Origin of the sequence: Aquimarina spinulae (assembly GCF_943373825.1) — a bacterium.
GTDB classification, from domain to species: Bacteria; Bacteroidota; Bacteroidia; order Flavobacteriales; family Flavobacteriaceae; genus Aquimarina; species Aquimarina spinulae.
Genome location: NZ_CALSBP010000002.1, coordinates 1,973,325 through 1,993,482, shown reverse-complemented (window position 1 = coordinate 1,993,482; position 20,158 = coordinate 1,973,325). Strand labels below are relative to the sequence as shown.

Annotated in this window: 20 protein-coding genes; 11 read left to right on the top strand and 9 right to left on the bottom strand. The window is 33.4% G+C overall.

Annotation, left to right across the window (positions count from 1 at the left end; genetic code table 11):
* Nucleotides 1-19: 19 nt before the first annotated feature.
* Complete coding sequence (locus NNH57_RS14390) at nucleotides 20-340, bottom strand: hypothetical protein (protein ID WP_108809132.1); 321 nt, start codon at nucleotides 338-340, stop codon at nucleotides 20-22.
* 1,134 nt (nucleotides 341-1,474) lie between these two features.
* Between NNH57_RS14390 and NNH57_RS14385 the strand changes: the two genes are divergently transcribed.
* Nucleotides 1,475-2,263: a hypothetical protein gene (locus NNH57_RS14385; RefSeq protein ID WP_234423447.1), complete on the top strand. Its 789-nt coding sequence runs from the start codon at nucleotides 1,475-1,477 to the stop codon at nucleotides 2,261-2,263.
* A gap of 8 nt (nucleotides 2,264-2,271) precedes the next feature.
* Nucleotides 2,272-2,550, top strand: a complete 279-nt coding sequence (locus NNH57_RS14380) for a hypothetical protein (RefSeq protein WP_132066197.1) — start codon at nucleotides 2,272-2,274, stop codon at nucleotides 2,548-2,550.
* A gap of 102 nt (nucleotides 2,551-2,652) precedes the next feature.
* Here NNH57_RS14380 and NNH57_RS14375 read toward each other — a convergent pair whose 3' ends face one another.
* Complete coding sequence (locus tag NNH57_RS14375; protein WP_108809128.1) at nucleotides 2,653-3,093, bottom strand: helix-turn-helix domain-containing protein; 441 nt, start codon at nucleotides 3,091-3,093, stop codon at nucleotides 2,653-2,655.
* Nucleotides 3,094-3,266: 173 nt separating this feature from the next.
* Here NNH57_RS14375 and NNH57_RS14370 point away from each other — a divergent pair, with 173 nt between their 5' ends.
* The 9 genes from NNH57_RS14370 to NNH57_RS14330 all read left to right on the top strand — a co-directional run bounded on the left by NNH57_RS14370 (nucleotide 3,267) and on the right by NNH57_RS14330 (nucleotide 15,392).
* Entirely contained in the window at nucleotides 3,267-3,536 is a 270-nt protein-coding gene (locus tag NNH57_RS14370) for a hypothetical protein (RefSeq protein ID WP_132066195.1), read from the top strand.
* 19 nt (nucleotides 3,537-3,555) lie between these two features.
* Nucleotides 3,556-3,825: a hypothetical protein gene (locus NNH57_RS14365; RefSeq protein ID WP_108809126.1), complete on the top strand. Its 270-nt coding sequence runs from the start codon at nucleotides 3,556-3,558 to the stop codon at nucleotides 3,823-3,825.
* A gap of 618 nt (nucleotides 3,826-4,443) precedes the next feature.
* Complete coding sequence (locus tag NNH57_RS14360; protein ID WP_159099323.1) at nucleotides 4,444-4,617, top strand: hypothetical protein; 174 nt, start codon at nucleotides 4,444-4,446, stop codon at nucleotides 4,615-4,617.
* A gap of 3 nt (nucleotides 4,618-4,620) precedes the next feature.
* Complete coding sequence (locus tag NNH57_RS14355) at nucleotides 4,621-4,842, top strand: hypothetical protein (RefSeq protein ID WP_108809125.1); 222 nt, start codon at nucleotides 4,621-4,623, stop codon at nucleotides 4,840-4,842.
* 118 nt (nucleotides 4,843-4,960) lie between these two features.
* Nucleotides 4,961-5,317, top strand: coding sequence for a hypothetical protein (locus NNH57_RS14350; RefSeq protein WP_132066193.1), 357 nt, complete (start codon nucleotides 4,961-4,963; stop codon nucleotides 5,315-5,317).
* A gap of 186 nt (nucleotides 5,318-5,503) precedes the next feature.
* Nucleotides 5,504-8,701, top strand: coding sequence for an RHS repeat domain-containing protein (locus NNH57_RS14345; protein ID WP_254504194.1), 3,198 nt, complete (start codon nucleotides 5,504-5,506; stop codon nucleotides 8,699-8,701).
* 8 nt (nucleotides 8,702-8,709) lie between these two features.
* Nucleotides 8,710-13,506: a DUF6443 domain-containing protein gene (locus NNH57_RS14340; protein ID WP_254504192.1), complete on the top strand. Its 4,797-nt coding sequence runs from the start codon at nucleotides 8,710-8,712 to the stop codon at nucleotides 13,504-13,506.
* A gap of 400 nt (nucleotides 13,507-13,906) precedes the next feature.
* Nucleotides 13,907-14,578: a hypothetical protein gene (locus tag NNH57_RS14335; protein ID WP_254504190.1), complete on the top strand. Its 672-nt coding sequence runs from the start codon at nucleotides 13,907-13,909 to the stop codon at nucleotides 14,576-14,578.
* Between the two features lie 106 nt (nucleotides 14,579-14,684).
* Nucleotides 14,685-15,392 (top strand): hypothetical protein, encoded by a 708-nt coding sequence (locus NNH57_RS14330; protein WP_108808920.1) that lies wholly within the window; start codon nucleotides 14,685-14,687, stop codon nucleotides 15,390-15,392.
* A gap of 196 nt (nucleotides 15,393-15,588) precedes the next feature.
* Here NNH57_RS14330 and NNH57_RS14325 read toward each other — a convergent pair whose 3' ends face one another.
* From NNH57_RS14325 to NNH57_RS14295, 7 genes are all read right to left on the bottom strand, one after another.
* Nucleotides 15,589-15,741, bottom strand: a complete 153-nt coding sequence (locus NNH57_RS14325; protein ID WP_159099307.1) for a hypothetical protein — start codon at nucleotides 15,739-15,741, stop codon at nucleotides 15,589-15,591.
* Between the two features lie 38 nt (nucleotides 15,742-15,779).
* A complete protein-coding gene (locus NNH57_RS14320) occupies nucleotides 15,780-16,031 on the bottom strand; it encodes a hypothetical protein (protein ID WP_132066218.1) in 252 nt (83 codons plus the stop codon).
* On the bottom strand, nucleotides 15,979-16,215 hold the full coding sequence (locus NNH57_RS14315; RefSeq protein WP_108808922.1) for a hypothetical protein: 237 nt from the start codon (nucleotides 16,213-16,215) through the stop codon (nucleotides 15,979-15,981). The genes NNH57_RS14320 and NNH57_RS14315 overlap by 53 nt, the downstream gene beginning before the upstream one ends.
* Before the next feature lie 13 nt (nucleotides 16,216-16,228).
* On the bottom strand, nucleotides 16,229-16,582 hold the full coding sequence (locus NNH57_RS14310; protein WP_108808923.1) for a hypothetical protein: 354 nt from the start codon (nucleotides 16,580-16,582) through the stop codon (nucleotides 16,229-16,231).
* Between the two features lie 532 nt (nucleotides 16,583-17,114).
* On the bottom strand, nucleotides 17,115-19,244 hold the full coding sequence (locus tag NNH57_RS14305) for a toprim domain-containing protein (protein WP_108808924.1): 2,130 nt from the start codon (nucleotides 19,242-19,244) through the stop codon (nucleotides 17,115-17,117).
* An 82-nt stretch (nucleotides 19,245-19,326) separates the two neighbouring features.
* Nucleotides 19,327-19,557, bottom strand: coding sequence for a hypothetical protein (locus NNH57_RS14300; protein ID WP_108808925.1), 231 nt, complete (start codon nucleotides 19,555-19,557; stop codon nucleotides 19,327-19,329).
* Between the two features lie 19 nt (nucleotides 19,558-19,576).
* Complete coding sequence (locus tag NNH57_RS14295) at nucleotides 19,577-19,852, bottom strand: helix-turn-helix domain-containing protein (RefSeq protein WP_108808926.1); 276 nt, start codon at nucleotides 19,850-19,852, stop codon at nucleotides 19,577-19,579.
* Nucleotides 19,853-20,158 lie beyond the last annotated feature (306 nt).

Below are 20,158 nucleotides of genomic sequence, written 5' to 3'. Positions count from 1 at the left end.
AATTTCAGAGAATAACAATTTACTTTACTATTCCTTCGATTCTTGAAGAAACTTTATATTCTTCTATTGCTAACACATACCCGCGTTTGTCATTGTCAAGATAAAATGTATACATTTCTTTCCAGGACTTTGGATATTCAGATTTAAGAAATTTTACAATATCTCTATCTAATTCTATGTCAACAAGAAATTTATAAGTAAGCTTTTGTTTCCCTCTGGGGATAACAGGTATCCCTGTTTTTTTGCACCATTTGATAGCGGTACGAATGTCTTTAAATTTTAGTTTTTCACATACTTCTTTTAACTCGATGAGTTTATCATCTTTTTTTAAATTAAGCATTATTCATTAAGTAACCATAAATCCGATTGTAGCGTCGGTCAATACGGCGGTTTATATTTTGCTCGGCTTGTAGCGGCCGTTTGCCTAAATTTTTCTAATTGCTAAGTTACTATATATTTTTAAAGTTAGCATATAAATTTTGTTGAAGGCGGAATGAATAATCAAGATTGATGTCTGTAATATTCTCTATAAATAGAGATATGCTTAATTGAGAGGGAGCACCTATTAAATTTAAAAGACAATAGTTTTTAGAAGCATAAACCAAAGACAAATCGGTTCTTACTTTTAGAACTTGTTCGATCATATATACCTATAAGCTAAATAAGGAACCTAAACTTTCATTCTGTTTCAAAGAGCCTATCATTGTAAAAGACCTATAACTAATGACCCTATATTCTGTTGTTCTGAGTTTCTAGAATATATTCGAATTTGTCATTCTCAAATCTATCGTAGAAACCTGTGCTATTGAACATAGTTTCTATGTAGTTAATATTCAGATATAGCTCTTTTTTTTATTTCTTTAAACCTTCACTTATATGACCATTAGATTGAAGTAACCAAACACTCTAAAAAAGAAAGGAAACCGTACATGCTTTTAGGAAGCTATCACATTATTTGTAAAAGGGGAATTTTGGAATCACAGTGATACAAATAAAAGCGTTATCCCAATGTTTACGGGTTCCCGTAAATAGATAGGGTTGTAAATTTTTTTCAAAAATTTATGACTTTATAAAAACCTATATGTCAGTGTTGTACTATTGTTTTACTCTCACAAAATCAGCTGTTTACGGTAAAACCGTATTTGAAAAAGCTGTCATCTTTATTATATTTGATTGTTTTTAAAAGATAAATATTAAAATAAAATTGGATTGATTCTACTATTTCTATAGTACTTCCCCAAATCAGTCTAAAAAAAATAAACTCAATTATCATTTGGTAAAGGATAATCTCCTTATTTAATAGTATTTTAGGGTAACAAACCTTAAAATATTTATCAGATGAAGAATGTTATAATTTTATTCAGCGTGCTATTTTTAATTTTTTTTATGAGTAGCTGTGAAAGACAAACACTAAATGATGAAATCAGCGAAACAGAATTACAACTCACTGACCCAGGAGACGATGGAACCATTGATGAAGACGATCACAGAGAAGGACAATAATAAAATATTACCATTTATAAAAGGGGTGATGGCTTTTATGCTAGTCACCCTTTCTTTATTCCATGTTTTTTTTAACGCTAAATCTAAATTAGTCCCATTAAATAATCAAAAGTACTCAGTAGAAATAAATCGTAGGAATGATTTACAGAATCAATATTTGGAAGATCTAAAAAATAGGAAAATTGATATTGAACAATATTACGTTTTAGCTACTGACCTAGTTAAAACCTCTAAACAAAATGTTGCTAAAATAAATGCAGAGAAACGTCAAATCAATAGAGATCATTCTTTTCGGGGTAGATCTAGTTTTCATTTCTGGATATTTGTTTTTGGGTTAGTGACCGCGCTTTTCTTTTTTAGTTGTAAATCCTTACACGACGATTTCTCCAGGGGCAGTACTTTCAAATTTCATTTTGTTTCACTTACAGGAATATTGGTTTCAGGATTTTGGTTTATTCATCTCATTTTTCTCACTCAAAAAGATTTTACTCAAAACAAATATGTTTTGATTCTTGTTATAGCTGCTTCGTTCTTTGCAGCTTTTACATATTTTCTCGTCAAATATTATACTTATAAAGATCAAATTATTTATAGACAGCTTTCTTTTATTGAAAGGGTTAAAAGAATATATTATAAAGACATGATTTTTAAAGCGATGTATGCTGAGGAATCAGGAAAACCTTACAAATCTGGTAAGCTAGTAGATGATTGTATAGATGAATTTCATGAAGATTTAAAAAGAGTAACCGATAATATTTAATAGGATAAATGATGTTAAAAAAATTACTCGAGATATTGAAGCCTAGAAAATATACTACATCTGAACAAAGAAAGTTTTTTGATGATAGTCCAAAGGTTATACGAAAGGAAGTTAAAGAAGAAATCAGAAAGGAAATGAAAAACAATTCTAAGTTGCATAACATTGAAAGAAAGCAGCGTATTGAATTGGAGGTGTTGGTAGAAATTTTGAAAGAGAACCCTAATTACTACACCGAAAGTGAATTTAATGAGCTATACCATGAAATTATACATGATTTCTCTTTTTGAAAAAATGTTAATAGTAGACACTATCTCATTTAAATTAATTTATAAGAGATGATCATCTAGAATTATTAATATTCTTCTTAAACAACAACCACTATAAAAAAATCAACTTCTTTTCGAATACTTCTTTATAGCAATTTCTTTTAGTTCCTCCAAGGCCTTGTTTTTCTTCTCTCTTTCATCATCTGCCATGATTAACTCCATAACCATTCTTACGTAGTCTTTAAAAGTCTCATCTTGGATGAGTTCATCTTTTCTTTCAAGAAGATGTTTGATTAGTTCTATATTATCTAGTTTACTGTAATCTGTAACCTTTTGGTTTTCTGATACATCGTCAAGCATTCTACCTTCACCAGTTATCAGCCAGTTGACATTTATTTCAGGAAAAGCGCGTAATAGGTTTTGTACAAAGTCAATTTTCGGAACAGATTTATTTATCATGATATTTCTAGTTTGGCCATCTGAATAATCCAGTAAAATACCTAAAGATCTGTAGTTCATGTTTTTGAACTCCATTACTTTCCTTATTCTATCGCCTATTTTCATAATAAATATTGTGTGAATTATAATAAATACGAAATAAATATTGTATATGCGAATTTTATTTCGTATTTTTAACACTGTAAAACAATAACTAAGAAACAAATATATGAAAACAGTATTAACAATTTATGATTTGTATGCTATTGAATTAACATGTAAAAAAATTCTTGAAAGATATGGCAATAAGCAGTCGTACTCCTATAAGTGGTTTACTATCTAAATTATTAAAAGATACACTAACCGCATCACAGATAAAAGCTATAGCAAAAGAACACAATGTTCATTATAATACAATTGTTAATATAAGAGATAGGAGAAAAAAAGATCCAAATAAGCAAATACTTAAAGATATGATACGAATTGCAATTTCTCACCAAAAACAAACTATTGAAAATAGTAAAATGTTTTTGCAACAATTAGAGAAAGAGTTAGAAAGATTAATGTAACCCCAAATAAGTAAGTATTATGAAAGAGAATATAAAGTGTGTTTTAGAACCAAATCAATTTAAGTTTTTTGAAGAAAGGGTATTTAACTATTTGTTTATAGACCCAAAACTTTTCAAAACTTGTGTAAAGGAGCATAGAGGCTATGCACTTCTTCTTCGCATATGGATAAAAGAAAAGTTCTACAATGGTAGTACCGCCCTTGAAGTCGCTAAAATAATTAAAAAATCAAAATTATGTATTGAAACGATAAATATAGGTAACCCTCTATATATGACCGCAGTTTCATAGTGAAAAAGAAGTAACTAGTATAGTAAAGCTAAATTTTGTATAAGCACTAAGGAATATCGAGTACTTGTAAGACTCATATAAGCATGGTACCGTTTCGTATATAATTACTAAGGGTAGTCATTTTTTTTATGGAACGGCCATGCTTATTTCTCATATCTGTACAGCACCCTAATATCAAAATAAATACTGAATAACGAATTATAAATGTAAAAGTCAGAAGCCAGAAATCAAAAGACTATGAGATAAATCATCATCTAAAACCAGTTTAGCTTTTTATAGCTAAAAACCATTTTAAATATCCTTTCCCAAACTTGGACGTACTAACACTTCTCTCGTCATAATTTCAAAAAGTACAAAAGGAATATGGGAGTATGTTCACAATTACATAGTACCTCATTTATGATATGTAGCCGTATAGAAAACTATTACGTTGTACTACTCCTGTATTCTTATTGAAAAAAATAATAATCTAAAAAAACGAACAGTAAACAACCATCAGTGTATGTGTTGCCTACTTAGATAAAAGGAAAAACAGGAGTAATCCAAATCATAATTAAAGTTGAGTTTGTGTAATACCCCATTGAGGTTACTCCTGTATCCTTTTTTAATTAAGAAAATATGTTACCAGACGATATAAATGATATACCACCAGATATGCTCAATGGCATTTTAAAAGCATTGCATATTGATACTGGTGAGTTTATGTACCAACTTTTAAATGATAACCCAAAACAGGTGATGATCTATGCTAAAATATATGCTTTTGTAAATGATATCACAAAAACCATTTGAATTATGAAAAACGTAATGCTACTAGCCATCATTATATCAATGCTCTCTTTAACCATTGCCCTACTGCAAGATAAACTGATACAGGATAAGGAATCACACTATGAAACTAGACATAACTATCCTCTGGGAGTTGACCGTGCTGAATATGATAAAATTTGGTACGGTGATGATGAGTATGAAGAAGAAGATGACCTCTATGATGCAGGCTCAGGCTATTATGAATAACCTCACTGTTGATGTTTCCCCAAAACATCATGCCCCGTTTCCCATAATCTACCGATAGTGAACACCTGCTTATGCCTATAGCAATGATTTTTTAATGAACGCGAAAAACTTTAGAGTTATGAATATCATGCTAAAACAAATCGAATTGATACAACGTATTGATCAACTGATCCGTCTTAATGCTGCCGGATCTCCTATGGAACTGGCAGCAAAGTTAAAGATCTCTAAAACCAAACTATACCGCACCCTTTTTATCATGAAACAACTTAATGCCCCTGTAGAATTCGACACCTCTTCACAGCAGTATTATTATGCAGAATCGGTCAAATTCACCTGTGGTTTTTATTCCAATAAAACCACTGTGAATCATATGTATACTATGGTAGAAAATATAAATAAAAAAACTTTTAGCTTTTTTTACCCAGTCCCGAAAAATGAAACTGGCATGGTGTATTATTGCACACGGAGTACTTAAATATTAACTATATAATTATCTAACTATGAAAACAAAAAGACTGCAATTTAACTTATGTAACCTTTGTAAAAACAACAATTCTTAATATCAAACTAATAATCATGGATTGTGCTATTCTTACTGATTTATACATATGGTAAGAATAGGTATGACCATAAAAAAATAATCATTACAAAAATTACTTTTATGAAAAAACAACTTTTATTCTTTGTTTTTATGCTGAGTGCTGTGATGTCGGGCCAGGAGTTACCAGATCTGGCTCCTCCTACTCCAGAGGTAGCCGCTATGGGTAAGTATCTTGATGTGCCTGTGAGTCTTTTTACAGGTACTCCTAATATTTCGATTCCGCTAGCCAGTATCTCCGAGGGCATGTTGAGTGCTTCGGTTTCTGTGAGTTATCATGCTTCAGGGATTAGAGTAGGTGAGATGGCTTCCCGAGTGGGGTTGGGCTGGTCACTTCATGGTGGAGGTATGATCTCCCGCCAGGTTCGCGGTATTGCCGATGACCACACCGAAGGCTTTATTAATACCAGTAACACAATTGATCATTATTTTGCCCAGGATGCCAATGGGCGGGCACAATTATTTCAATCCGCCATATCAGACAACCAGGATTTTGAATCAGATGTCTACCATATTAATGTCGCCGGGTTGTCCGGCAAGTTCTTTTTTAATCAGAACGGTACTATCGTTATGCATCAAAAGAGTGATTTAAAGATTGTGGCGCTTCGGGATGGGATTACCATTTCAGGATGGCAGGTGACCACGCCAGAAGGAGTGCTCTATAGTTTTGGAGAGATTCCCGGAACTACTCAACAGGTAGCTGAAATCAAGGAGACCCGTTTTTTTTCGCAAGCAACTAATTTACCTTCAAGAATTATAGAACATACTACGGGATGGTACTTAACTCAGATTTCTGATTATCGTGGGAATCAAATCAATTTTAACTATACCAAGGGGACTCAGCAGATTACCTATTGGAATATAACGGGGCAAAGTAAAAATTTAATAGGAGTTGGATCATCGTGTAGTAGCAGTACTGCAGCAGAGCCTGTTTCTTTGACAGAAGATAAGTATACCCCTACCTATTTATCATCTATCACGACTACTCAAGGCAGTATTGTTTTAGAATATAATGATACTCGTATAGATCTTAAAAATGACAAAGCGCTTACCGGGGTCAAACTGTTAGATAGCAACAATGTTACTATTGATCGATATGTGTTGGAACAAGGCTATTTTACTTCTCCCGGGGGTATGGAGCATTTATTGAATTATGGCGATACAGATCAGCGTACCAAGCGTCTTTATCTTAAAACCATCACCCAACAAAAAGGTAGTACAGACAATAAAGTTCATCGTTTTACCTATAACCAGGCCCATCAATTGCCAGAGCGTTTTTCGTTTTCACAGGATTTATGGGGGTATTATAACGGAGTCAATAATGCTAAACTATATCCTGGTATTGTGTATGTTCCTTATACTTCTGCTGTAGAAGTAGCAGGAGCAGATAGAACCGTAAGTGAATTGCATACCAAGGCTTTATTGTTAGAAGAGATTGTTTATCCCACAGGAGGAAAAAGCAAGTTTATTTTTGAATCCAATACCTTATCAGGGAATCAAGATTTTTTTATAGGAACCAAAATGGTAGACCAACAAATCCCAGGAGCCCAGTTGCATAACGACGCTTCACAACCCGGGGCTACTTTTTCTACCACCTTTACCCTTAGTGAATCTACTGATGCCTATTATAGTGTAGCAGCAGAAACCTCCTGTCAATACAGTAACAACGATTGCCCGGCGATACGTTTATATAAAGACGATGCTATTATAACGACTTTTAATACCGCCAATGAGACCGGTATTGAGCGTTTATCTGCTGGTAGCTATACCATAAAAATTGAAAATGGTCCATTTCAAACGGGGAATACTGTGAGTATTGCTTTTACTCAAAAAATAGCCATTAATGCAAGCCAGGCCAATGAAGCAATAGTTGGAGGCTTACGGATAAAAGAAATCCAGTTTATGGATCATGATAATGCCATGATTAACAGCAAAAAATATGACTATCAAAAGTTTGATGATGCTACAGTATCTAGTGGCAGGTCTTTAAACCCTCCAGTTTTTGTATCGCGTAGGATCCCTTTTAGTGACTGTAGCCAGGATGTTTTACGGTCAAATGCAATTTTTCCACTCAATGGTCAAGGTGGTTCTCATGTAAATTATACTAATGTTACCGAGTATACTCAGGGTCAAGAAAATGGAAAAACCCAGTACATCTATAGCTACAGTGCAGATGGGAGTATTAATGCTACTAATGTATTTGATGGTATTGGTAATTTGATGGTTCCTGCAACAGATTATTCACATCGTAGAGGTCAGTTATTAGAAGAGAAACAGTATCGATATGAGAAATCAACAGATAAGTTCACCATAGTTGAAGCCACAAAAACGATCTATAGCCCTACCGATGATTTACGAACACAAAACCTGATGATGGGTAAGGTTGGAGATCTTAATGAACATGCAAGATATGATAACATCAGTGAACGCTATTTACCCTCTGGTAGAGAACAAACAACATATTATCCATCGGGAGATGTAAAAACGACGACTCAGTATACTTATGATATAGGGTATCAGGGGAGAACCATCCCTATAGCAACTACCACTACCAATAGCTTTGGAGAGATGATAACCTCTAAACGTTTTTTTGCAGATGATGTAACCTCTGCTACCGCTCTTGGAGCACCTCTTACTACCGAGGAGTACACCGCAATAGGTACTCTTAAAAAGAGTAGTGGTCATCGTATAGGAGCGCCTATCCAGCAAGAAACCTGGGTAGGGGATCAACAAGTAAGTGTACAACGTACGACATATAAGGTTTGGAATGGTATGACCTTACCCAAGGCGATTCAAGCTTCTAAATCAGGAGGGGCCCTGGAAGATCGTATCGAATACCTGTCTTATGATGCCAAAGGGAATCCCTTAGAGGTAAAACAATCAGAGGGGAGTCACCTTATTTATATCTGGGGGTATCAGGATAGTTTCCCTATTGCCAAGGTTGTAAAATCCAGTTATACGGTTGTGCCAGAAGCAGTAACGAGTTTGATTGATCAGTTAAAAACGGTTTCAAACAGTGAAGATACTACCGCAAAAGAGCAAAACATGCGAGATCTGGTGGCTCAGCTTCGGGCACATCCTTATTTTGCAGGTGCACAGATCACTTCCTATACCTATGACCCACTGATAGGGGTAACCTCTGTTACCGATCCCAAAGGATATACTATGCATTATAGCTATGATACCTTCAATAGATTGGAATATGTAAAGGATGATGCAGGGAAGCTGATTTCAGAGAACAAATACGGGTATAAAAAATAAGAAAAACAATGAGAAATACTAAAATACAACAGTATATAATAATGCTTATTGTAATGATGAGCAGTACAATGATGTTCTCCCAGTTTGGGGGTGGAGATCCTGTTCTGGGAGATTGTGGTATTACTTCTTACCGTGATGCCGATGGTGATGGTTGGGGTAATTATAACAACAAAACCTGCCAGCTTACCATTCCCAGTGGATATGTTTCTAAATATGGAGATATTAATGATAATAATCAATGGATTACCAATATCCCACCTAAGAACTTTTATAGAGATGCCGATGGAGATGGTTGGGGTAATCCCAATATAGTAACCTATCGTAGTGTACAGCCTTCTGGTTATGTGACCAATAATAGTGATAGAGATGACAGTACCAGTCTGATTACCAATATTGCTCCTCGACATTTTTATAGAGATGCCGATGGCGATGGATATGGTCATCCTGGTATAAGCACCTATCGCAGTGTACAACCCTCTGGATATGTAACCAATAGTAGTGATTGTAATGATGGCAGTAGTGCCATACACCCTAATACAGTATGGTATAAGGATAGTGATGGTGATGGTTTTGCGATTGCAACAAAAAAGCAATGTAGTAGCCCCGGAGCAGGGTATACCCGTACAGTACTACCGGTGACCGATTGTCATGATGGCGATAGTAGTTTAAACCCCAATACGGTATGGTATCCTGATGGTGATAGTGATGGCTGGGGAACGGCCTCTGATTTGGGAGCGGTAAAACGACAGTGTAGCCAACCGACAGGATACTCCCGAAGCGTGGGAGATTGTAATGATAATAATGCAGCAATGCACCCTAATACGGTTTGGTATAAGAATAGTGATGGTGATGGATTTGCAACCTCTACCAAAACACAATGTACCAATCCCGGAGCTGGATATAGTTTAACGGTAAAACCCCTGGGAGATTGTGATGATAATAATGCAGCTATCCATCCTAATACAGTTTGGTATAAAAATAGTGATGGTGATGGCTTTGCCAGTACGACCAAAACACAATGTAGTAATCCCGGAACTGGATATAGCTTAACGGTAAAACCACTGGGGGATTGTGATGATAGTAATGCAGCCATTCATCCTAATACAGTTTGGTATAAGAATAGTGATGGTGATGGTTTTGCCAGTACGACCAAAACCCAATGTGCTCATCCAGGTAGTGGCTATAGTTTAACGGTAAAACCCCTGGGAGATTGTGATGATGGTAGTGCCGCCATCCACCCTAATACGGTTTGGTATGCAGATACCGATGGTGATGGTTTTGGGGATCCTAATGTTTTAAAACAACAGTGTATCCAACCTGCGGGATATGTATTGAATAATAATGATCAATGTCCAGAAAAATCAGGCCCTCAACAAGGCTGTATTTTTATTCCTCACCAGCTTCATCTCTCTAATGAGAACTATGTATTTACCCGGGTGTATCAAGAACCCATGACCTCACCGGATGAGCTAGATTATAATAAAGATGTGATAGAGAGTGTTACTTATTTTGATGGATTGGGTAGAACAAAACAGCAAATCGCGATCAAAGCTTCACCCGATGGTAAAGATATTGTAACCCACATCGGGTATGATGAGTATGGCAGGCAAGACAAACAATACTTGCCTTTTGAATCGAATACTAGCGTTGGGAGTTATAAAGATGTTGATATTGTTAACGATATTAACCAGTATTATGAAACTAAGTACGCTGATGATTTTATTGGAGTAGCAAAAGGTCATGAGGATTTTAATGCCTATTCAGAGAGTGTGTTTGAAGCTTCTCCTCTTAACAGAGTAGTAGAACAGGGAGCCCCGGGTAAGGATTGGAAGGCTAATAAAGATAGTGATACAGATCATACCATTAAATTTAATTGGGATACCAATATCGCAAATGAAGTGGTTGCTTTTAAGGTAAATTTTGCCAATCCTGGTGATACAGAAACCCCGGGCTTAGTACAAGATGGTTTTTACCCTGCCAATCAGTTGTATGTTACCATCACCAAAGATGAGAACTGGACTGCGGCAGATGGTCATAATCATACGACCAAAGAATACAAGGATAAGCAAGGTAGAGTGGTTTTAAAGCGAACTTATAATGCAGGAGCAGCACACGACACTTATTATGTTTACGATAGATTTAGCAAACTTACCTATGTGATTTCGCCTAAAGTAAATGTAACAGATGGGGTATCAGAGAACGAGTTATCTGAATTGTGTTATCAATACAAATATGATAATCGTAATAGGCTTATCGAAAAGAAGATCCCAGGTAAGGATTGGGAGTATATTGTGTATAATAAACTAGACCAGCCTATTCTGACTCAGGATGCGAATCTAAAAGCAGACAATACCTGGTTATTTACCAAATATGATCCGTTTAGAAGAGTAGCCTACACCGGTAAAATCAGTATTACAGGAAAAGATCGTAAACAATTACAAATCGAAGCAAATGGCTATGCAGATGAGCTATGGGTAACCAGAGGAGCTAAGGTTAGCATCGGAGGAGTAGATATGTACTATACTGATGGTGGTTATCCAAAAGCCCTTGCAGGTGAGGTATTAACAATTAATTACTATGATGACTATGCATTTTTGGGAACTACTCCACAGCAAGCTTTTATAAAGCCGAATACTATTTATGGAGAAGCAGTTTCAGATCAAACCAAAACATTGGCAACCGGAAGTTTAGTAAAAATATTAGATACCTCATATTGGACAACTACGGTTACCTATTATGACAATAAATCAAGGCCTATCTATGTAGCTAGTAAGAATGAATATTTAAACACTACCGATATCGTAGAAAGTGATCTTGATTTTGTAGGTAAGGTAGAAGAAACTACTACTAGACACATCAAAGACAGCAATGCTGCCATTGTAACGATAGATACATTTACCTATGATGACATGGGTAGGCTGTTGATACAAACCCAAAAGATCAATACTCAAGCAGTTGAAACTATTGTTCAAAATACCTATGATGCTTTAGGACAGTTAGAACGTAAGAAAACAGGGGGAGGATTACAAGAGGTGGATTATACCTATAATGTACGGGGTTGGCTTACCAAGATCAACGATCCTAATACTACTCTTGGGAACAAGCTTTTCGCATTCGGCATTAATTATAACACCACTACAGAGAACCTGGGAGCAACGCCCCTTTACAATGGTAACATTAGTGAAACTATCTGGAAAACAGCAAATGACAATACCAAACGTGCTTATGGATATCAGTATGATGCTTTAAACCGAATCACAGAAGGAATCAGCAGTGATGGCAACTATAACTTAAGTGGTATTACTTATGATAAAGTTGGAAACATCCTCTCCTTAAACCGAAAAGGAAATCTTAATGAAGCAGCTAATTCTTTTGGAGATATGGATATCCTGACATATGCTTATGATAGTGGTAATAAACTCTTAAAAGTAGCGGATACCGGAAATACAACTTTTGGTTTTAAAGATGGTAGCAATACAGGTAATGATTATGCGTATGACTCTAATGGAAACATGACCGTAGATAATAATAAAAATATCAGCGGAATAGTATATAATCACTTAAATTTGCCTACCAGAATTAATGTTAATGGAGGTGCAGAATATATTAATTATATATATGATGCTACTGGGACAAAGCTTAAAAAGATTGCAACAACAACTAATGGTAAGATTTTTACAGAATATGCTGGCAATTATGTCTACAAAAACAGTAATTTAGAGTTTTTTAATCACTCAGAGGGTATTGTAGAACATGAAGCCGATGGCTATAAATATGTTTACCAGTATCGCGATCATCTTCAAAATGTAAGACTCTCGTATAAAGATGCTAATAAAGATGGCGTTATCACACAAGATGAAATCGTACAAGAGAAGAATTATTATCCTTTTGGATTAAAAATGAGAGGCATTAATGAAACATTACGAGGAAGAAATCATAACTATGGTTTTGGTGGTAAAGAAAAACAAGACGAATTAAACCTTGGCTGGATAGATATTACAGCACGTAACTATGATCCTACATTAGGTAGATGGATGAATCTTGATCCATTAGCAGAACAGATGAGAAGACATTCGCCATATAACTATGGATTTGATAACCCTATCTTTTTTATTGATCCTGACGGTATGATGCCACAAGGCTCAATTGATCCTCCAAAATGGCTTGTTAATTTAGGTAAAAAAGCAGCGTCAACTATTAGATCAGCGGGGAATTATATTCAAGAAAAATCAACACAAGCAGGAATGTACCTTGCAGATAAAGGATATAATAAAGCTGGAGCAATTGTTGCAGCAACAGGAGAGGCAACAAATAACATGGTTAAAAATGGACTTAAGGGTGACATAGGAGTTAATGCAAATTTAAAAATTAGTAGCGGAAACAGAATTGTATTAGGTTATAAAGGTTTAGCTGGGGTTGATATTAATGCAGGATCTGTTGAAATTTTAGAACTAGGCTATGAAAGTGGAGTTAATGAAAAAGGAGAAAGCTTTGTGAAAACTACTGTTGATTATTTAGAAAAAGATGATTCAAATGATTCTACATATGGTTTTACAACAAATGGTTTTATTCTTGGGGAATCAGGAATAGAAGGGGGGCATACTAGGACTAAAGATGGTGTAGAATCTAATCAGTATTTTGAAGCTATAGGTATATCTACTATAGGAGATGTTACTTATAGACCAGAAGATGCAGAGGTGGAAGTTTCAAGAAGTAAAGGGGTAAGTTTTAGTTTCGGTGCTATTGTTACTATTGATATAGAACTTGAAGGTGTTATTAAAGGAAGCGCCTCGGTAAAAAAATGAATTATCATGAAAAGAGTTAGTTTTTATTTTACAAATTTTTATAAATGCTTTGCATATTTTAAAAGTATTATTTTTCTATTGATGACAATATTTTTTATATACAGACAGGATTATTTTTCAGTGTTTATTACTTCTGGTGCATCTTTAATTATATTTGCTTTAGGAAAATTATTAAAAAACATCTTTGTACAAGATTCTGTATTGATTTATAAAGGATTATTTAAAAAGAAAAAAATCGATATTTCTAAAATAAAAAATATTACATGCTTTTTTTACTTTTGTTATGTTAGCTTGGATAATGGGATTAAATTCTTTTTTATTCCTAATAATGATTATGATTTAAAAAACATAGTTGAACAAACTTTATGATATGAGAAATATTTTTTATACAGTTTTTATAGTGTTTTTAACATTTGTTTCATGTCAGAAAAATGAGAACATAAAAAACAAAAATAAAATAGATGAACTTGTTTTAGATAGTATTGCAAAAACTTATGATGGTAAAATCGATCTTTATCGAGGTTTTTCTATTGATAATGGTAAAAAAATAAATTATATTGAGCTAAATATCGAGAAAAGCACTACACTTGAAGACTATAAGTATTATAAGCATTTACCTCCTTCAAATATTGCATATATTTTAGATTACTTTTTCAAACAAAACCAGTTGCAATATGATAAATACAAAATTAATCTTCAATATGAAGATGGTTTAAGAGCTTATGAGTATTCTTCTAAGAAACTTTCTATGATAAGGTCATGTTATGATAAAACAATTAGATTTTGTAATTATTGGAAAAATAAGGATTATAACCAAATAGATTTAGAAACTCACCATGATATTTTTGAATTTGACACAAATGATTTTATTAAATTGGCTAAATCAATTGATGAAAAAAAAGGTGACATAGAAGGGTTTATAATTACTGGTTTCAATTTTAACAAAACTGACTCTGGCAAAGAATTTGTTAAAACATATGGAATTTTGAAAAGAGGGGATGAGAGTTCTTTATTTACATTCTATATAAATACAGTAGATTATAATGTTATAGCGATGGATTTAAAATGGTAAGGATTTAATATTTTTAAAATTAATTATTGATATTTTATAAAGGGTGTGGTTAATTCTGCACCTTTTGTATTTTTAAATAATATTCACTTTTAATATTTAAAAAATCATGAAACATTTTTTTGTTATTTTATTTTTGCTAGTTATTTATTCTTGTAATACATCTCTCCCTCAAATTGAAGTGAGTACTAGTGAGAAAAAAGCATTAGATAGCATAGCTTCTATATATGGGGGTAATATTTCTTATTCTAAGGAGGTTATTTCGATAGGAACTGATAAAAACAGTCATTTTTTTCAAATAGGTGTGGATAAAAGTTCTGCTTTATCTGACTTCAGTGAATATAAATATTTACCTCCTTCTAACATCGTGTTAGTATTTTATTCTTTAATCTCAGAAAAAGAAAGAAAGGAGTATGATAAATACAAGGTATCAGTTAATTACTCAGGAGATTTGAAAAAATATGAGTATAGTCGGGAAAAACTTTTAACTGTAATGAGTTGTATGGAAAAGACTGATTTTATAAGAAATTTATTAAAAAACAAGGATTATAGCGTTTTAAAATCAGTAATTGACATACACCCGCTTTTTAATTTTGATGTTGATCTTTTGATAAGTGGTATAAAAAAAATAGATGAGGATTATGGAGAAATAAAGAATAGTACCATTACAGGATTTACATTTCATACTACTAATGATAACAATTTTACTTTTTTTAAAATCTATGGTTTTTTTGAACGAGAAAAACAAAACAATTTATTTTCTTTTTTTATTGACCCTCGAACCAAAAGTGTATTTAAAATTGAATATGAATGGTAATCAAAGTGTAATGTTTCATAAATAAATCAAATTTATGTCAACTTATTTCAGGATGGAACACACAAAAAAAAAGACCGCCTCTTTGTTTTTTATATCCATCTTTCATACAAAGGTATTAGTAAGCACTACAATGAGTAAAGGTGCTTTTATGATTAGTGCAACGTTGGGGAAAATTGAAATAACGATAACATCATAACTATTCACATTTATTCGTTTTTCGATCTTCTAAAGTATAGTACAATTCTACACTTGTTTTTATAATACGTACTAAAAGAAAAGCACCAAAAATAACTTTTACAACGGTGGCAACGGTATCAGGTTTTGGGGTATTTTCTACTAATTTATTCATTGTATTGGGGTTCATAAGAGACGTTATTGAGTGATAGATTATTCTTTACAAGCATTTCTCATTTCTTTAAATGACTTGATCATTTTTGCAGTAACACTAAAGAAATATTTGGATATGTAGAGCACTCCAAAAATACCTCCAGAAATCAGAATGGTTTTAGCAACAGTTTTTACTATTGGTTTGTTTAGAAAATCATCACCTTGTGTTGAGAATTTTCTAAACGTATTAATATTATCTTTACTCATTCTCGAAGTATACCTCTTCTTCATTTTTTCTCTGTTTCTTTCCATTTGCTGTAATAATTTTATAGATAATAATGCAGCCAAACCCTATACCTAAAGCAAGTATTATCTTTTTAAGTTTTTGATTATCTAATAATAACCGATCTCTATGTTGGGTGAGTAAGTCAAGCTCTAGAGGGATATCCTTGATGAGATCAAGTTTATAGCAGTCTATAATATTTGGATGTTTCATGAGATTTTATGGGCTATATTTTAGTTATTTTTAACCGATCATCTCCTAAATGCAGTAAAGCATATTCATACACACAACTCCAAAGCTTTCCTTCTTTGTTCATTTTATGAGTTGTGATTCCAAAATTAAATCCAGCTCCTAATAAAAAATCATGTGTTTTAATAACTTCTTCTTTATTATTTAAAATTTTTCTAAGAATATTACGATTGGCATCTAATGCTTTATCGATATCGGCTTTGGCTCTTCGTTTTTGTCGCGCTTTAAGGTTGTTATACCGGATTTGATTTTCTCTGGTAGCAAAACGTTGATCACTACGAGTAGGAGTAAAGAATTCTCCTGTTAGCAGATCTTTTATTTGTTCTATCATCTTCTAATTTTAAAATAAAAATAATGATAGAAACAGTTAGAATATTGAGGACGAAACCAAGTTAACCTAAGTTAATGTTGTTTCATACGTTTTAGAATAAATCGATCATAAAAATTGATATTTGGAAACTAGAAATGCGCACATATATAGGATTTCCGATTTCTATTGAGTATAAAGTGTTGGAAATTAAAAACTTAATATTAAAAGTTTGCTAAGCTGCTATTTCCAGTTTCCAATGTGTCTTACCCCAAATTAATATAGATTATTTTAAATTGAATTTAGACCAAAATACATTGTATCCCATACAATACGGATTAACATATAACTAATGTGTGTTATCTGTGTATTAACTTGATTTACAATACTTCAGTTTGTCTTTAACATATGTAATTATAAGAAAATGCACATTGGAAATAAGAAAAGCAGGATTTATTTCTTAATGATGGTGAATTCTTGTTTTTCAGAAAGTTAAGGATAACGGAAGTTAGAAATACTATATATGTGCGCATTTCTAACTTCCGTTATTTAGAGGTCATAGTTCTAGAGTCTTTTGTTTTTGTCCTCTTTTAATAGGAGCAAGGCTATAAAACACTTCCTTTCCTTCTTTTTTCTTTTGTAGTACAGAAGGAATACCTTTTCCGTTAGGTATTGGGATTCTTTTATCAATACATTCCTGTAAGCGCTCTCGAATAGTTCGTTCACTACAATCAAAATAAGAGGCAAGTTCTTCTACCAATGTTTTACCTTGAATGGAACTTCTTAACAATCGAGATATCTGTTGTTGAATTTCAAAAAGATCTGCTTTTGTTCTTCTGGATCTTGCAGATTCATCAATAAGATCAGCATCTGCTTCTACAAGTCCATTGGTTTGTTCACAATACTTTATGTAAAAAGGTTCAGGACGTCTTCCACCTCTAAACTTTAATATATTCAAGACAATCAAGTCCGTAGGTCGTCTGTTGCTATCTTTTTCAAATCCAATCTGAATTGCCGTAGTTGCTTTGTTAAGTAATTCTGTACCAAGATGCCCCCTGGCTTTATCTGTACTACCCGGGTTTTCATGAATAAGTGCCAGAAAAGTAACATCTTCAGAGTTGATACTGTCGTTCATTAAATCTATGAGCTGCATACTATCGCTCGACCTGTTAAAGTCTTGTATACAGTCTGTAATTACATCCAGTATTATAATCACGTGACCGGCATACATCTGTTTTACTCTTTTTATGTAGGATGTGAGAGCTGAAAACCGATCCTTTCTAGGAATTTGCAATAATGAAATGTAGTCAAAATCTTCTGGTGTATCTTCTCTTTGATGTCCTGCTTTTTTTAATATTTGTTGTAAAGCATATGGAAATTGCTCTGTAAGGTTACGTTCGGTATCTACATAGCAAATGGTTACTGCTTGTTGTGCGTTTTTTCTAAAGTGTAATAAATCACTATCCCAGGATTCTTTTTTGATCAAAGCACTGCAAATGGTTTCTGCTAATCTGCTTTTATGTACACCCGCTTTTCCTTGTATTACATTGATGGTTCTAGGGTATAGAATTCCTATATCTTTATGAAAGAGTAGAGGAGGTACTTTATGAATTAGTTTCGCTTTGCGCTCGGTAAGCACTTTCTGAGTTTTCAATAATAATGGTATATAGTCGTTTTCTTTTGCAAGTGTTTTTGTAGATAATAGTTGTATTTCTGGGAGTGGTTCTGAAGCTTCTATTTTAATATCAGAAGCATCTAAGTTGTAACCAAGCGCATAGAAATCAGCAATGTCTTTTCCTTTATCCTCCATTAATTTTTCTGGCAGTATCATTCGTTGTAAACCATAATTGTTAGAGAGTTTGATAGACTGCGAGATCCCTGTATGATCTATATCGTATAAAACAATAACCTCTTTAAATCGAGCCTTAAGATTATCAATAATTTTTGGAGGAGGATTGGCTGTTTCACTATTGAAGCAAATAGCAGGTTCATTGCGAGCATAAAGTGAGAGCACGTCTTTTTCTCCACCAGTAATAAATACACGATTTCCTGTTTTAGGCAGTTGCTTATACCCAAAGATATACGCTTCAGGTTTATTACCCAGCCACGCAAAACGAAAGCGAGCTGAAAGCGGACAGTAGATCTTATAACAGTCACTAGAAATTTTATATCCATACATAGGATTTTGTGAGGAAGAATTAAAAGAAATACGTTTTCCTTGGCTATTTAATCTGCAATATTTTTCTACTGGGTATACGCTAAAATGTTTCAATATAGGAGCAGTAATGCCATAAGTTAACCAATATTCTAAATCAATAGCTTGCCATTGTTGCTTACATTGAATATCAAAATCTACTCTGGGAGTTTCATAAGTAAGATTCAAACTAAAGTCTTTATTGATGATCATAAGAGCTTCCTTAAAATCACATTGTTTTAATCGCATTACCAAATCAAAAATGCTTCCTTCGTCCCCGGTTGCAAAATCTTTAAATCGCCAGTTGTTAGGACCAGTGTTATAAATATTGAAAGAAGGAGTTTTTTGCTTGTTCGCTAAAAATGGATTAGAGATGTGTTTCCCTTGTTTGAGAATTCCCTTCTTATGATATGGTTGCAAGTAATGATTAAAAGCATCTTGCAAGTTTACTTTATTCAAGATATTTTCTTTTGTTAATATATCTGGGTTCATCTTTTTTGTTTTTAAAGTTTTTGGGATGCCTTAAGATATTCTGGCATATCATTCTAAATACCACATAAGACACCCCGTAGTATTATTTCTTTAACTGTTTATGTCTTTTTAATTCCTGGTTAACTTCATCTATATGATAATACTTTTTGTTACCGTATACATACGGAGTCAATTTTAGAATTCCACTCTTTTGCCATCTCCATATGGTTACATAAGAAATAGGAGGATTGAATAGCTTTCTGATTTCACTAAGACTATAATAATCAGCTTCAGGATTAATAAGTTCTGTCTCCGTTCTGATAAATGTTTTCATATCATTCTATCATTTAGAGTTAGATTTTATGTTGTTCTAAAAAGGCCAGAATACTCTTTTTGGAGTATAAAATAGTACGCCCATGCTGTGAAGCAACAATATGATTATCATATAGAAGCTTTCTTAATTTACCATTACTCTTTATACCAAGTAGCTTTTTGGCTTCTATTGCACTAACCCAATCCGAAGTCTGTTTGTCTTTATCGGGTTTTTCGGTTTTCTTTACCCTTTGTACAACTTCTTCTACTAGCTTATAAAAAGCTTTTTTCTCGAATACAATGAATTTTCCTTTCATTATGATTTTTGATTTAATGAATACTCTTTTAGGTCATTGTACTTTGCAAAGTCAATTATATGTTTAGATATCTGAAGCAAATTTTAGACAAAAAACTATGAAAAACAATAGGTTACGAGAAGAGTTGAGATGCTCTAAATTTGGAGTGCTGTTTTTGGTATCGTCAAATGTGGGGATATGTTTTCAAATGTTTTTTAATGTCGATATATGCAAGTGAATTTTCGGGGAGAAAATCGAGCACAATGCCAAACTTTAACGAAACAATAACGTTTTGATAGTGCTTTTTTGGGTGTTTTTGAGCTTTAA

Coding starts and splice junctions, on each gene's coding strand:
- NNH57_RS14390 (WP_108809132.1), bottom strand. CDS start 340: ATGCTTAATTTAAAAAAAGATGATAAACTCATCGAGTTAAAAGAAGTA.
- NNH57_RS14385 (WP_234423447.1), top strand. CDS start 1,475: ATGAAGACGATCACAGAGAAGGACAATAATAAAATATTACCATTTATA.
- NNH57_RS14380 (WP_132066197.1), top strand. CDS start 2,272: ATGATGTTAAAAAAATTACTCGAGATATTGAAGCCTAGAAAATATACT.
- NNH57_RS14375 (WP_108809128.1), bottom strand. CDS start 3,093: ATGAAAATAGGCGATAGAATAAGGAAAGTAATGGAGTTCAAAAACATG.
- NNH57_RS14370 (WP_132066195.1), top strand. CDS start 3,267: ATGGCAATAAGCAGTCGTACTCCTATAAGTGGTTTACTATCTAAATTA.
- NNH57_RS14365 (WP_108809126.1), top strand. CDS start 3,556: ATGAAAGAGAATATAAAGTGTGTTTTAGAACCAAATCAATTTAAGTTT.
- NNH57_RS14360 (WP_159099323.1), top strand. CDS start 4,444: ATGTTACCAGACGATATAAATGATATACCACCAGATATGCTCAATGGC.
- NNH57_RS14355 (WP_108809125.1), top strand. CDS start 4,621: ATGAAAAACGTAATGCTACTAGCCATCATTATATCAATGCTCTCTTTA.
- NNH57_RS14350 (WP_132066193.1), top strand. CDS start 4,961: ATGAATATCATGCTAAAACAAATCGAATTGATACAACGTATTGATCAA.
- NNH57_RS14345 (WP_254504194.1), top strand. CDS start 5,504: ATGAAAAAACAACTTTTATTCTTTGTTTTTATGCTGAGTGCTGTGATG.
- NNH57_RS14340 (WP_254504192.1), top strand. CDS start 8,710: ATGAGAAATACTAAAATACAACAGTATATAATAATGCTTATTGTAATG.
- NNH57_RS14330 (WP_108808920.1), top strand. CDS start 14,685: ATGAAACATTTTTTTGTTATTTTATTTTTGCTAGTTATTTATTCTTGT.
- NNH57_RS14325 (WP_159099307.1), bottom strand. CDS start 15,741: ATGAATAAATTAGTAGAAAATACCCCAAAACCTGATACCGTTGCCACC.
- NNH57_RS14320 (WP_132066218.1), bottom strand. CDS start 16,031: ATGGAAAGAAACAGAGAAAAAATGAAGAAGAGGTATACTTCGAGAATG.
- NNH57_RS14315 (WP_108808922.1), bottom strand. CDS start 16,215: ATGAAACATCCAAATATTATAGACTGCTATAAACTTGATCTCATCAAG.
- NNH57_RS14310 (WP_108808923.1), bottom strand. CDS start 16,582: ATGATAGAACAAATAAAAGATCTGCTAACAGGAGAATTCTTTACTCCT.
- NNH57_RS14305 (WP_108808924.1), bottom strand. CDS start 19,244: ATGAACCCAGATATATTAACAAAAGAAAATATCTTGAATAAAGTAAAC.
- NNH57_RS14300 (WP_108808925.1), bottom strand. CDS start 19,557: ATGAAAACATTTATCAGAACGGAGACAGAACTTATTAATCCTGAAGCT.
- NNH57_RS14295 (WP_108808926.1), bottom strand. CDS start 19,852: ATGAAAGGAAAATTCATTGTATTCGAGAAAAAAGCTTTTTATAAGCTA.